This is a genomic window from Streptomyces sp. NPDC104202, assembly GCF_055584185.1.
Genome location: NZ_JBVJMN010000017.1, coordinates 94,908 through 108,173 on the forward strand (window position 1 = coordinate 94,908; position 13,266 = coordinate 108,173).

Annotated in this window: 11 protein-coding genes; 1 reads left to right on the forward strand and 10 read right to left on the reverse strand. The window is 73.3% G+C overall.

Annotated features, from left to right (window positions below; translation table 11 throughout):
* The first annotated feature begins 4 nt into the window (after positions 1 to 4).
* The gene (locus ACZ60W_RS14395; RefSeq protein ID WP_469755645.1) at positions 5 to 307 is read left to right on the forward strand and encodes a DUF6191 domain-containing protein; all 303 of its coding nucleotides are present in this window, start codon (positions 5 to 7) and stop codon (positions 305 to 307) included.
* On the opposite strand, the gene ACZ60W_RS14400 is transcribed toward ACZ60W_RS14395, so the two are convergent.
* The 10 genes from ACZ60W_RS14400 to gatC all read right to left on the reverse strand — a co-directional run bounded on the left by ACZ60W_RS14400 (position 191) and on the right by gatC (position 13,247).
* Positions 191 to 3,247 (reverse strand): helix-turn-helix transcriptional regulator, encoded by a 3,057-nt coding sequence (locus ACZ60W_RS14400; protein WP_469755620.1) that lies wholly within the window; start codon positions 3,245 to 3,247, stop codon positions 191 to 193. The genes ACZ60W_RS14395 and ACZ60W_RS14400 overlap by 117 nt on opposite strands.
* A 7-nt stretch (positions 3,248 to 3,254) precedes the next feature.
* Entirely contained in the window at positions 3,255 to 3,452 is a 198-nt protein-coding gene (locus tag ACZ60W_RS14405) for a hypothetical protein (RefSeq protein WP_469755621.1), read from the reverse strand.
* A 159-nt stretch (positions 3,453 to 3,611) separates the two neighbouring features.
* On the reverse strand, positions 3,612 to 4,238 hold the full coding sequence (locus ACZ60W_RS14410) for a hypothetical protein (RefSeq protein ID WP_469755622.1): 627 nt from the start codon (positions 4,236 to 4,238) through the stop codon (positions 3,612 to 3,614).
* Positions 4,239 to 4,273: 35 nt separating this feature from the next.
* Positions 4,274 to 4,837, reverse strand: a complete 564-nt coding sequence (locus tag ACZ60W_RS14415) for a GNAT family N-acetyltransferase (protein ID WP_469755623.1) — start codon at positions 4,835 to 4,837, stop codon at positions 4,274 to 4,276.
* Positions 4,815 to 7,079 carry an MMPL family transporter gene (locus ACZ60W_RS14420; protein ID WP_469755624.1) on the reverse strand — a complete coding sequence of 755 codons (2,265 nt, stop codon included), beginning with the start codon at positions 7,077 to 7,079 and terminating at the stop codon, positions 4,815 to 4,817. The genes ACZ60W_RS14415 and ACZ60W_RS14420 overlap by 23 nt, the downstream gene beginning before the upstream one ends.
* A 185-nt stretch (positions 7,080 to 7,264) precedes the next feature.
* A complete protein-coding gene (locus ACZ60W_RS14425; RefSeq protein ID WP_469755625.1) occupies positions 7,265 to 9,355 on the reverse strand; it encodes a phosphocholine-specific phospholipase C in 2,091 nt (696 codons plus the stop codon).
* 326 nt (positions 9,356 to 9,681) lie between these two features.
* Positions 9,682 to 11,193 (reverse strand): Asp-tRNA(Asn)/Glu-tRNA(Gln) amidotransferase subunit GatB, encoded by a 1,512-nt coding sequence (gene gatB / locus ACZ60W_RS14430; protein ID WP_469755626.1) that lies wholly within the window; start codon positions 11,191 to 11,193, stop codon positions 9,682 to 9,684.
* Positions 11,194 to 11,209: 16 nt separating this feature from the next.
* Entirely contained in the window at positions 11,210 to 11,443 is a 234-nt protein-coding gene (locus ACZ60W_RS14435) for a hypothetical protein (protein ID WP_189513203.1), read from the reverse strand.
* 5 nt (positions 11,444 to 11,448) lie between these two features.
* Complete coding sequence (gene gatA, locus ACZ60W_RS14440; protein ID WP_469755627.1) at positions 11,449 to 12,945, reverse strand: Asp-tRNA(Asn)/Glu-tRNA(Gln) amidotransferase subunit GatA; 1,497 nt, start codon at positions 12,943 to 12,945, stop codon at positions 11,449 to 11,451.
* 5 nt (positions 12,946 to 12,950) lie between these two features.
* Complete coding sequence (gatC, locus tag ACZ60W_RS14445; protein WP_015036350.1) at positions 12,951 to 13,247, reverse strand: Asp-tRNA(Asn)/Glu-tRNA(Gln) amidotransferase subunit GatC; 297 nt, start codon at positions 13,245 to 13,247, stop codon at positions 12,951 to 12,953.
* Positions 13,248 to 13,266 lie beyond the last annotated feature (19 nt).

Genomic DNA, 13,266 nt, shown 5'->3' on the forward strand with positions numbered 1-13,266 from the left:
GACCGTGTTCGGCGGGATCGAGGAGCTCTTCGCACCAGGGCGCAGGCACACCGAGGACGAGCTGCGGCGGCAGGCCCTCACCCGGGAGGATCCGGGGGACGCCGATCCCTCGCGCGGTCCGATAGACCTCCGGTCGGGCCGCGTGACGATACGGGTGCCCCGCCCGGGCGCGGCGGCGGGGCGTCCGGGGTCAGAGGGCCGGGTCGAGGAGGTGGAGGCGGTGGGCGAGGGCGGCGGCCTCGCCGCGGCCGGCGACGCCGAGCTTGGCGAGGATGTGGGAGACGTGGACGCTGGCCGTCTTGGGTGAGATGAACAGCTCCTCGGCGATCTGACGGTTGGTGCGCCCGGCCGCGACCAGGCGCAGGACGTCCTGCTCGCGGGGGGTGAGGCCGAAGCCGTCGTCGCCGGGCTCCGCCGGGGCCGGGGCCGGCCGCTCGGGGGTGAGGGACAGGCGGGCGCGGGCGGCGAGGAGCTCGGTGTCCTCGCGGAGCGGTCGGGCGCCCAGGCGGACGGCCTCGGCGTGGGCCTCGCGCAGCAGGGCCGCGGCCTCCTCGCGGCGGCCGCCCTCGACGAGCAGGGCGTCGGCGAGGCGGTGGCGGGCGCGGGCGAGCTGCACGGGGCGTTCGAGGGGGGCGTAGGCGGCGACGACCTCGGCCCAGCGGGCGGCGGACTCGCGGCCCTCCGCGCGGGCGAGCTCCTCCGACACGTGCCGGGAGTGCGCGGTCCACAGGGGCGCCGGGGTGGCGAGGCCGAGGAGGCAGCGGCGGATCAGCTCCAGCGCCTCCGCGCGGCCCTCGTCGGCGGCGGGCAGACCGCGGCTGTCGGCCTCGGCGGCCACGGCGGTGAGGACGAGCGGCCAGCCGTAGCGGTGGGTGCCGGGCGGGAAGCCGGCCTCCGCGGCGGCGGCGACGGTGGCCCGGACCTCGGCGAGGCGGCCCTCGGCGGCGGACACGGCGATCGCGACCTGCGCCATGGGCAGGGTGTACTGCGGGATCGGGTCGCGGGTGCCGTAGACGGCGCGGGCGTCGGCGAGGTGGCGGGCGGCCGCCGGCAGCTCGCCGCGGGCCGCCGCGAGCTGGGCCAGGCGCAGGGAGGCCGAGCCGCGCGGCTTGGTGCTGCTGGCCCGGCGCAGCACGCGTTCGGACGCCTCCCGGGCCTCCTCCCAGCGCCCGAGCGCGAGGAGGGACTCGGCCCGGTTGGCCTCGATCCAGCCGACGCTGTCGACCAGTCCGTAGGTGCGGGAGAGCCGGATGCCGGAGTCGGCGATCTCGACGGCCTCGCGGGAGCGGCCGAGGGACTCCAGGGCGGAGGAGATGTTGATGTGGGCGCGTGCGGCCTCGTTGAACTGGCCGAGCTTCGTGGTCCGTTCGCGGACGTCGTGCATGGCGGCGAGTCCGGCCTCGACGTCGCCGGCCGCGGTCATGATGGTGCCGAGGGTGAGGCGGGCGTTGAGCTCGATCGACTCGGCCTTGACGAGCCGGGCGTACTCGACGGCGCGTTCGGCGGTGGTGAGGGCCTCGGGTCCGGGGTTGCGGAGCATGCCCCAGCCGGCGGCGCCGACGAGGACGGTGGCGTGCACGGCGGACGGCGGGAGGCCCTTGACGAGTTCCTGGGCGCGGGCGATCTCCTCCCAGCCGTCGCCGCGGCCGAGGTTGGACTGGAGGCGGGCCCGCTCGGTCCAGAACCAGGCGGCGCGCAGGGGGTCCCTGTCCTCTTCGGTGTCGAGGAGGCGCAGCGCCGTCTTGCCTATCTTGACGGCCCGGTCGCGCTCGCCGCTGAGACGGGCGGCGACGGCGGCCTCGGCGAGCAGGTCGAGGTAGCGCAGCGGGGTGGTCTCGGGGTCGCAGCCGCAGGGCGGGTAGGCCTCGGCGTAGTCCATCGGCCGGAGCTCGCGGCGGATCTCGGCGGGGGCCTCGTCCCAGAGTTCCATGGCCCGTTCGAGGAGGCGGAGCTGCTCGGCGTAGGCGTGCCGCTTGCGGGTGGCGACGGAGGCGCGGAGGACGGCGGGCAGGGCCTTGGCGGCGTCGTGCGCGTGGTACCAGTAGGTGGCGAGCCGGGTGGCGCGCTCGTCGGCCCGGACGAGCGCCGGGTCGTTCTCCAGGGCCTCGGCGTAGCGCCGGTTGAGGCGGGAGCGTTCGCCGGGCAGCAGGTCGTCGCTGACGGCCTCGCGGACCAGGGAGTGGCGGAAGCGGTAGCCGTCGCCGTCGGGGACGGCGAGCAGGATGTTGGCGCCGACGCAGGCGCGCAGCGCCTCGATGAGCTCGTCCTCGGTGAGCCGGGCGACGGCGGCGAGCAGGTCGTACTCGACGGTGGAGCCGCCCTCGGCGACGATCCTGGCGACCCGCTGGGCGTCCTCGGGGAGCGCCTCGACCCGGACGAGGAGGAGGTCGCGCAGGGAGTCGCTGAGCTGACCGAGGGCGCAGCCGGCCTCGTGGGAGACGACGAGCTCCTCGACGAAGAAGGCGTTGCCGTCGGAGCGCGCGAAGACCTCCTCGACGAGTCCGGGGTCGGGTTCCGCGGCGAGGATGCCGGTGAGCTGGCGGTGGACCTCGGTGCGGGTGAAGCGGGCGAGCTCGACGCGGCGGATGGTGCGGAGCCGGTCGAGTTCGGCGAGGAGGGGGCGCAGCGGGTGGCGGCGGTGGATGTCGTCGGCGCGGTAGCTGGCGACGACCACGATCCGGCCGCGGCGCAGGGTGCGCAGGAGGTAGGTGAGCAGGTGCCGGGTGGAGGCGTCGGCCCAGTGGAGGTCCTCCAGGACGAGCACGATCGTCCGGTCGGCGGCGAGCCGTTCCAGGAGCCGGACGGTGAGTTCGAAGAGGCGGCCGGTGGAGTCCTCGTCGGAGGTCTCGTGGCCGCCGGGGTCGCCGAGCTCGGGCAGCAGGCGGGCGAGTTCGGCCTGGTGGCCGTCGGCGGCCGTGGTGAGTTCGTCGGGGAGTCTGCGGCGGAGCGAGCGCAGGGCGGCGGCGAAGGGGGCGAAGGGGAGTCCGTCGGCGCCGAGTTCGACGCAGCCGCCGACGGCGACCACGGCTCCCCGGTCGCAGGCCGTGTCGAGGAACTCCTCGATGAGCCGGGTCTTGCCGACCCCCGCCTCGCCGCCGATGAGCAGGGCCTGGGGCTCTCCCGCGGACGCGCGGGAGAGCGCCTCGGTGAGGGCGGTGAGTTCGCCGGCCCGGCCGACGAAGACGGGACTGACTGACCTGGTCTCCACGGCGCCGAGCATCGCACAGCCGTCCGTACGGTCGCTCATACGGGGGTCACGCGGCCCGGGCGAAGCGGCCGCGGTCGCCGTCCCCCACCCGCCCCTCGGCGTCGTGGCCGCCGTGCCGCCGGCCGAAGAGCCGCAGACCCCGGGTGGCCCCGGTGGTCTCGGCGGCCTCGTGCGAGAGGCGCCGGGCGGCGGCCTCGCGGACGAGCTCGGCGTGGTTCATGCGGTGGATCTCGTAGTCGAACATCGGGTGCTCCCTGGTTCTTCTCGGCTTCGGCATCGCTTCTCGCGATGCCTCCACTGTCGTGTCGCAGGGGGTGCGGTCACATCCGGCGTGTGCCGCATGTTCGGCGTACGGGGGGCCTTAGGCGGGTCTCAGGGGGCCTTAGGCCGGCCGGGGGCCGCCTCAGGAGCCCGCGGTGGGCAGGGTCAGGAACAGGTCGAAGTAGGTGCCGACCGACAGGAGGAGCCCGAGGCCGCCGAGGACGGCGCCGGCGACGGCGACCGCGCGGACCCAGCCGGTGCGGCGGGGCAGGGTGAGCACGACGACGGCGACGACGAGGGCGAGCAGCGCGAAGACGCCGTTGACCAGGGCGGTGCTGTGCCACGCGTCGCCGTAGATCTCGGAGATCTGCTGGGCCGGAGAGCCGCTCTGCGAGGTGTTGATCTGACCGATGAGCGTCTCGCGCTCGGAGACGACCTTGCCGGTCCAGGTCCCGGTGAGGGCCACGGCGCCGAGCGCGGCGGAGACCACGGCCGCGGCGCCCGCGCCGGTGCCGGTGCTCTCGGGGGCGGCGGCGAGGAGGGCCTCGTCGTCCTCGTCCGTGTCCTCGCCGTCCTCGCCGTCCTCGTGGGCCGCGTCGGGCGCGTCCGCGTCGGGGGCGTCCGCGGTCTCCGGGGCGGCGTCCTCCGTCGTCGCCGCGGGCGCCGCGTCCGTGGTGCCCGGCGCGGCGTCGGCCTCGGGCTTCGACGGCGTGCCGCCGGTGTCCCCGGCGGTGGTCTCGCCGGTCTTCTCGGTCGTCTTGATGTCCATGCGGCGCACGCTAGGGGGCGCACATGAGAGCGGTCTTAAGAGGCGGCGGCCTTCGCGGCGCGCCACTCGGGTGCGAGGACGGCCCAGACCTCGGTGTCCGCGCGGGTGCCGCGGTAGAGGTAGTTCTGCCGCAGGACGCCGTCCCTCGTCATGCCGAGGCGGCGGGCGACGGCGATGCTCGGCCCGTTGGCCGAGGAGGCGAGCCATTCGACGCGGTGGATCCCGCGCTCCTCGATCGCCCAGTCGATGATGACCCGGCAGGCGCGGGTGATCAGGCCCCGGCCCGCGGCGGACGGCTCCAGCCAGCAGCCCGCCTCGGCGGTCCCGTTCGCGGCGTCGAAGATCCGGAAGAGGACGCCGCCGACGAGCGTGCCGTCGGCCCAGATGCCGTAGAGCCGGCCGGTGTCGGTGGCCGCCTTCTGGGCGTACGAGGTGAGGTAGGCGCGGGCGGAGTCGAGGTCCGCGACGAAGTCGGGGAGGGCGATGTGCCGTCCGATGAACTCGCGGCCCCGGTCCATGTGGGCGAGGAGCTCCTCGGCCTGCCAGGGCTCCAGGGGCCTCAGCTCGGCACCGTCGTCACCGAGCGATATCGCGAACATCGTCGTTCCTCTCCTCTGCGGCCGGGGCCGGCGCCTGAGCCGGGACCGTCACGCGCTGTCCGGGGATCTTCGCACGCGCGTCGGCGACCTCGCGGCACTCGGGCGGTTCGATGCTGATCCGGGGCAGGATCCGGTCGAGCCGCTTGGGCAGCCACCAGTTCGCCCCGCCGAGCAGGTGCATGAGCGCGGGGACGAGGAGGGTGCGCAGGACGAAGGCGTCGAGGGCGACGGCCGCCGCGAGCGCGATGCCGAACATCGCGATGACCCGGTCGCCGGAGAGCACGAAGGCGAGGAAGACCGAGATCATGATGACGGCGGCGGAGTTGATCACGCGGCTGGTCTCGGCGAGCCCGACGCGGACCGCCCGCCGGTTGTCCCCGGTCTCCAGCCACTCCTCGTACATCCGGCTGACCAGGAAGACCTGGTAGTCCATGGAGAGCCCGAAGAGCACCGAGACCATGATCACGGGGAGGAAGGGCTCGATCGGGCCGGCGCTGCCGAGGCCGAGGAGTTCGGTGCCCCAGCCCCACTGGAAGATCGCCACGACGATGCCGAAGGCGGCGGCGACGGCGGCGACGTTCATGGCGGCGGCCTTGAGCGGGATGCCGAGGGAGCGGAAGGCGAGCAGGAGCAGCAGGCAGCCGAGCGCGATGACGACGCCGACGAAGAGCGGCAGCTTGCCGACGATGATCTCGGCGAAGTCGTCGTAGGAGGCGGTGACGCCGCCCACGTGCACGTCGAGGGAGGTGCCGGTCTCGGCCCGCGGGATGACGTCCTGGCGGAGCGTGTCGACCAGCTCGCTGGTGGCCTTGGACTGCGGCGAGGAGTCGGGGACGACGGTGAGGACCGCGGTGTCGCCGGCGCTGTTGTAGGTGACCGGGGAGACGGAGGCGACCCCGTAGGTGGCGGAGAGCGCGGCCGGCAGCTGGTCGAGGGCGACCCGGTCGTCGGCGCCGTCGAGCCCGGCGACCAGCGTGAGGGGTCCGTTGACGCCCGGTCCGAAGCCCTCGGCGATCAGGTCGTACGCCTGGCGGGTGGTCGCGCCGGCCGGGTCGTTGCCCTGGTCGGAGGTGCCGAGGTGGAGCGAGAGGGTCGGCAGCGCCAGGACGCCCATGACGACGACGGCCACCGCCCCCAGGAGCTTGGGGTGGCGCTCGACGAAGGCGGACCAGCGGGCCGCGAAGCCGGTGGGGAGCTCGGGGGCCGGCCCGTGCTCGGCGAGGGTCCGCCGCTCGCGCCGGGACAGCGCCCGCGGACCGATGTACGAGAGGAGGGCGGGCAGCAGGGTGACGGAGGCCGCGACCGTGAGGACGACCGTGAGCGAGGCGGCGATGGCGACGCCGTTGAGGAAGCCGAGCCGCAGGATCAGCATGCCGAGCAGGGCGATGCAGACGGTGGCCCCGGCGAAGACGACGGCGCGGCCGGTGGTGGCCACGGCGGTCCCGGCCGCCTCGCCGACGGAGAGCCCGCGTTTCAGTCCCCTGCGGTGCCGGGTCACGATGAAGAGCGCGTAGTCGATGCCGACGCCCAGGCCGACGAGCATGCCGAGCATGGGCGCGAAGTCGGCGACGGTCATCAGATGGCCGAGGAGCACGATCCCGGAGTACGCGATGCCGACGCTGACGAGTGCGGTCGCGATGGGGAGCGCGGAGGCGGCGAGCGAGCCGAAGGCGAGGAAGAGGACGACGGCCGCGACGGCGACGCCGACGACCTCGGCGATGTGGCCGCCGGGGGCCTCGGTGAGGGCGACGGCGCTGCCGCCGAGCTCGACCTGGAGGCCCTCGGTGCCGTCCGCCGCGGCCTTCGCGGTGTCGACGAGGGCGCGGGCCTGGGCCGCGGGGATGTCGTCGGCCTGCTCGTCGAAGGTGACGGTGGCGTAGGCGGTGCGGCCGTCCTCGCTGATCTGGCCGCGGGTGTCGCCGTACGGCGAGGTCACGGCGGCGATGCCGGGCAGGTCGGCGACCTCGTCGAGCATCGCGGTCATGCGGCGTTCGACGGCGTCGGCGCGGACGCTGCCGTGGTCGGTGTGCCAGACGACGGTGTCGCTGTCCCCGCCGAGGCCGTGGAAGCCGCGGTCGAGGAGGGCGGTGGCCCGGCCGGACTCGGTGCCGGGGACCTCGTAGTCGTTGGAGTACGCGGTGCCGGCGACGATCGCCCCGGTGCCGACCCCGCCGAGCGCGAGGAGCCACAGGAGGACGACGACGAGACGGTGCCGTATGCACCATCGGGCGATGGCTGCCAAAGGACGTGCTCCCTGGGTGGTTCGTGGATCGTGCACGGGAACAGCCCGAGCAGAACGCGCGTGACCTACGTGCGCCCACTCTTGCAGCCAAACGTGATCGTTTGTCCCTTTCGTGTCGATGCTCACAGGCGTGTGCGGAGGTTAAGGAACCGGGGTCCCCGCGCCTCCGCACCCCGCCGCGGGCGTCAGCCGGAGACGCTGGGGCGCCCGTTCTCGATGTGGCCCATGAGCCGGCGGCGGAAACCGCCGGGGGCGGTCACCTCGACGTCGTACCAGCCGTGCGCGTCGGCGGCCGAGTGCACGACGGTACGGGTCCGCCCGGGCTTCACGGTGACGGTCCGGGTCCAGTCGGCCAGGTCGTCCGCGTCGCCGTAGCCCAGCGGCCGGACGGTGAAGGCGACGGGACGCTCACCCGTGTTGCGGACGGTGAGGTGGAGGTCGCGGTCGTGGTGGTCGATGCGGGAGGCCAGCTCGGCGCCGCCCGCCGCGGGGCCCTCGAACTCCCGGCGGAAGCCGTTGGGGCCGGTGATCGTGAAGCGGTAGCGGTCGCCCGGCACGGGGACGGTCCACTCCCCCGTGCCCCGGACGTCCCGGTGCTGCGGGACGGCGAACTCGCCCGCGTAGGGGTAGAGGGCGAAGTGCGCGCTCGCCTTGCCGCGGTTGCTCAGCGCGACCGTGACGGCACCGGCACCCGTGGTGGCGGCCGCGTCCGGCTGGTACGGGAGGGGACGGGCGGGACGGACGCCGGGCTCCTGGACGGGCATCCGCTGCTCGGCCGGGGGCTGCGGCCGCCAGCGGCCGGTGAAGGGCGGGATCGGGCCGGGCTGCTCGACCTCGGGGCGCCGGCGGCCGCGCGTGAAGTCGAAGGCGGAGGTGAGATCACCCGTGACGGTCCGGCGCCAGGGCGTGATGTTGGGCTCCCGGACCCCGGTGAGCCGCTCCAGGAAGCGGATCACGGAGGTGTGGTCGAAGGTCTCGGAGCAGACGTATCCGCCGGTCGACCACGGGGAGACGACGAGGAGCGGGACGCGGATGCCGAGGCCGGTGGGCCGGCCCTGCCAGCGCTCGTCCGTGTCGTCGGCCGGCGGGACCGGCGGCGGGACGTGGTCGAAGAAGCCGTCGTTCTCGTCGTAGTTGATCAGGACGACGGTGTGGCGCCACACGTCCGGATGCGCGCCGAGGGCGTCGAGCACCTTGTAGACGAGGGTGGCGGAGGCGATCGGCGAGGAGGAGCCGGGGTGCTCGGAGTCGATCGCGGAGGGGACGAGGTACGAGACCTCGGGCAGCGCGCCGGCGGCGACGTCGGCGCGGAAGGCGTCGGCGAGGGTGCCGGACTCGACGCGGCGCAGTCCGCGCTCGAAGAGGGACCGCTCGGCCGGGGTGAGGGCGGCGACGCCGTCCTCCAGGAGGCCCAGGAGCCGGGTCCGCTCGGCGGTGTCGTCGGTGTCGCGGACGGCGGCGTAGAACGACTCCATGAAGGTGTGGCCGCCGGTCCCGGCGAGGGCCTTCCGGGCGATCTGCTTGAAGGTGGTGAAGAACTCGATGTTGTTGTCGGTGAAGTTCTCCCACTCGGTGTACGTCTTCCAGCTCCGCCCGGCGGCTTCGAGCCGCTCGGCGTAGGTGGACCAGCCGTAGCCGGGGTGGGTGCCCTCGGCGTAGGCGGCGTTCGTGACGGCCCGGCTGCCGTCGGCCTCGAAGCCGGTCCAGCCGGACCAGAGGTGGTTGCGGTTGGGGCTCGTCGAGGTGTGGATGGACGAGTGGTAGGCGTCGCAGACGGTGAAGGTGTCGGCGAGTTCGTAGTGCAGGGGGATGTCCTGCCGGTCGTAGTACGCCATGGTGGCCGCGGTCTTGGCCGAGACCCAGCCGTCCATCCAGCCGCCGTGCCACGCCGTGGCGCCGCCGCCCCACGAGTGGTCGAGGTCGCCGATGTACTGGAGGTCCTTCTGCTGCGTCCGGGCGGCGCCGCGGATCGGGAAGGGCAGCACGGTCCGGCCGGGCGCGGCCGGCTGCTCGAAGACCGGCCGGCCCGAGGGCAGCTCGACGGCGTTGCGGTCGCCGAATCCCCGGACGCCGCGGAGGGTGCCGAAGTAGTGGTCGAAGGAACGGTTCTCCTGCATCAGGATCACCACGTGCCGGACCGCCGCGAGCCCCCCGGCCGGGGGCTCCGCGGCCATCGCCGCCTGCAGCGACGGCGGCAGCAGGGAACCGGCCGCGGCGGCGCCCAGGGCGCCTCCGCCCAGCGCGAGCAGCCTTCTGCGGGACATCTCGGATGACAAGACCGACCTCCAGTCGACGTCCAATGGTTCGCCGTCGAGCCATTGGGGGTACGTCGGGGACGGTAGTGAGACGGGATGACCACGAGAAGACCCACCGGGGACCCCGTGGTGAACGTCCGAGAGAACGCGCCGGAAGGACGGCGGGGGGGGGAGGGGGGGGGGGGGGGGGGGGGGGGGGGGGGGGGGGGGGGGGGGGGGGGGAGTGAGTGGCCCGAGACCAGCCCACCGTGGTCCCCCGGGTCGAAGGTCGGGACGACCGCGCCGGAAGGACGGCGGCCCCGCACCGGAGTTCCGGTGCGGGGCCGCCGTGCCGTGCGTGGAGGGGATCAGCCCTCGCTGACGCCCAGCTTCTCCAGGATCAGGTCCTTGACCTTCGCCGCGTCCGCCTGGCCACGGGTGGCCTTCATGACGGCGCCGACGAGGGCGCCGACGGCGGCGACCTTGCCGCCGCGGATCTTGTCCGCGATGGCCGCGTTGCCCGCGATGGCCTCGTCGACGGCCACGCCGAGCGCGCCGTCGTCGGAGACGACCTTCAGACCGCGCTTCTCGACGACCGCGTCCGGGGTGCCCTCGCCGGCGAGGACGCCCTCGATGACCTGACGGGCCAGCTTGTCGTTGAGGTCGCCGGAGGCGACCAGGGCCGACACCCGGGCCACGTCACCCGGGGTGATCGCCAGCTCCTCCAGCGAGACGCCCTGCTCGTTGGCGTTGCGGGCGAGCTCGCCCATCCACCACTTGCGGGCCGACGCCGCGTCGGCGCCCGCCTCGATCGTGGCGACGATCGACTCCACCGCGCCCGCGTTGAGGATGGCCTGCATGTCCAGCTCGGACACGCCCCACTCCTCGCGCAGCCGGTTGCGGCGCACCCGGGGCAGCTCCGGCAGACCGGCACGCAGCTCCTCGACCCACGCACGGGACGGGGCGACGGGGACGAGGTCGGGCTCCGGGAAGTACCGGTAGTCCTCGGCGTTGTCCTTGATGCGGCCGGAGGTGGTGGAGCCGTCGTCCTCGTGGAAGTGACGGGTCTCCTGCACGATCGTGCCACCGGAGGTGAGCACGGCCGCGTGGCGCTGGATCTCGAAGCGCGCCGCGCGCTCCACGGAACGGAGCGAGTTGACGTTCTTCGTCTCCGAGCGGGTGCCGAAGGTCGTGGTGCCGTGGGGGCGCAGCGACAGGTTCACGTCGCAGCGCATCTGGCCCTTGTCCATCCGCGCCTCGGAGACGCCGAGCGCGCGGATCAGCTCGCGCAGCTCGGCGACGTACGCCTTGGCGACCTCGGGGGCCCGCTCGCCCGCGCCCTCGATGGGCTTGGTGACGATCTCGATGAGCGGGATGCCCGCGCGGTTGTAGTCGAGCAGCGAGTGCGAGGCGCCGTGGATGCGGCCGGTCGCGCCACCGATGTGGGTGGACTTGCCGGTGTCCTCCTCCATGTGGGCGCGCTCGATCTCCACGCGGAAGATCTCGCCGTCCTCCAGCTGGACGTCCAGGTAGCCGTTGAAGGCGATCGGCTCGTCGTACTGGGAGGTCTGGAAGTTCTTCGGCATGTCCGGGTAGAAGTAGTTCTTCCGGGCGAAGCGGCACCACTCGGCGATCTCGCAGTTCAGCGCGAGGCCGATCTTGACGGCCGACTCGACGCCGATCTCGTTGACGACCGGCAGCGAGCCCGGCAGGCCGAGGCAGGTCGGACAGGTCTGCGAGTTGGCGTCCGCGCCCAGCTCGGTCGAGCAGCCGCAGAACATCTTGGTCTTGGTGCCGAGCTCGACATGGACCTCCAGGCCCATGACGGGGTCGAACGCCGCGAGGGCCGCGTCGTACGACAGCAGTTCAGTGACAGTCACGGTGAGACTTTCCCTCTCAGCCCAGCAGGACGTCGTCGTCGCCCAGGCGCTTGAGCTCCCGGTAGAGGATCGCCAGGCCGGTAACGATGGCGGCGGCGGACACGGCGGAGTCGATCAGCCGCAGCATGTCGTTGTCGTTGCGGGCCATCTTGGCCTGCTTCGCCACGCTGATGGCACCGAACGCGGTGGTCGCCAGCGAGACGTAGACGCCGGTCTTCGACTTCTTGAAGTTCTTGGCCTTCTTTGCCATGGCACTCACAGCGACGGAGCCTCCTCGAGCAGCGGGTGTCCCCACTTTTCCACGAAGGCGGCCTCGACGGCCGCGCCGACCTTGTAGAGCCGGTCGTCCTTCATGGCGGGGGCGATGATCTGCAGACCGACCGGGAGACCGTCCTCGGGCGCCAGGCCGCAGGGCAGCGACATGGCGGCGTTGCCGGCCAGGTTGGTCGGGATGGTGCACAGATCCGCGAGGTACATGGCCATCGGGTCGTCGGCACGCTCGCCGATCGGGAAGGCGGTGGTGGGCGTCGTCGGGGAGACGATGACGTCCACCTCCTCGAAGGCCCTCTCGAACTCGCGGGTGATGAGGGTCCGGACCTTCTGGGCGGAGCCGTAGTACGCGTCGTAGTAGCCGGAGCTCAGCGCGTACGTGCCCAGGATGATGCGGCGCTTGACCTCGTCGCCGAAGCCGGCCTCACGGGTGAGGGCGGTGACGTCCTCGGCGGACCGGGTGCCGTCGTCGCCGACCCGCAGGCCGTAGCGCATGGCGTCGAAGCGGGCCAGGTTCGAGGAGCACTCGGACGGCGCGATCAGGTAGTACGCCGACAGGGCGAGGTCGAAGGTCGGGCAGTCCAGCTCGACGATCTCGGCGCCCAGCGTCTTCAGCAGCTCGACGGACTCGTCGAAGCGCTGCACGACGCCGGCCTGGTAGCCCTCGCCGCGGAACTGCTTGACGACGCCGACGCGCATGCCGGCGACCGAGCCGTTGCGCGCGGCCTCGACGACCTGCGGGACCTCGGCGTCGATGGAGGTCGAGTCGAGCGGGTCGTGCCCGGCGATCGCCTCGTGGAGGAGGGCCGCGTCCAGGACCGTGCGGGCGCAGGGGCCGCCCTGGTCGAGGGAGGACGAGAAGGCCACCATGCCGTAGCGGGAGACGGCGCCGTAGGTCGGCTTGACGCCGACGGTGCCGGTGACGGCGGCGGGCTGGCGGATCGAGCCGCCGGTGTCCGTGCCGATGGCGAGCGGGGCCTCGTACGCGGCGAGGGCGGCCGAGGAGCCGCCGCCGGAGCCGCCGGGGATCCGGGTGAGGTCCCAGGGGTTGCCGGTCGGGCCGTACGCGCTGTTCTCCGTGGAGGAGCCCATCGCGAACTCGTCCATGTTCGTCTTGCCGAGGATGACGACGTCGGCGGCCTTGAGGTTCTTGACCAGGGTCGCGTCGTACGGAGGGATCCAGCCCTCCAGCATCTTCGAGCCGACGGTCGTCGGCATGCCGGCGGTGGTGAAGATGTCCTTCAGGGCGAGCGGCACACCGGCGAGCGGGCCCAGCTTCTCGCCGCGGGCGCGCTTCTCGTCGACGGCGCGGGCCTGCGCGAGGGCGCCCTCACGGTCGACGTGCAGGAAGGCGTGGACCTTCTCGTCGACGGCCTCGATGCGGGCGAGGTGGGCCTCGGCGACCTCGACGGCGGTCAGCTCGCCGGCGGCGATCCTTCCGGCGATCTCGGCCGCGGTGAGCTTGATGATGTTGTCCGTCATGACTGTTAGTCCTCCCCCAGGATCTGCGGCACCTTGAAACGCTGCTGCTCCTGGGCCGGGGCGCCGGAGAGCGCCTGCTCGGGGGTGAGCGACGGACGGACCTCGTCCGCGCGCATGACATTGGTCAGCGGCAGCGGGTGGGAGGTCGGCGGTACGTCTTGGTCGGCGACCTCGGAGACGCGGGCGACCGCGCCGATGATGTCGTCGAGCTGGCCGGCGAAGTGATCGAGTTCTTCGCCCTTCAGCTCCAGACGCGCCAGCCGTGCGAGGTGGGCGACCTCCTCGCGCGTGATGCCAGGCATGCGGATCCTCACGGGGTGA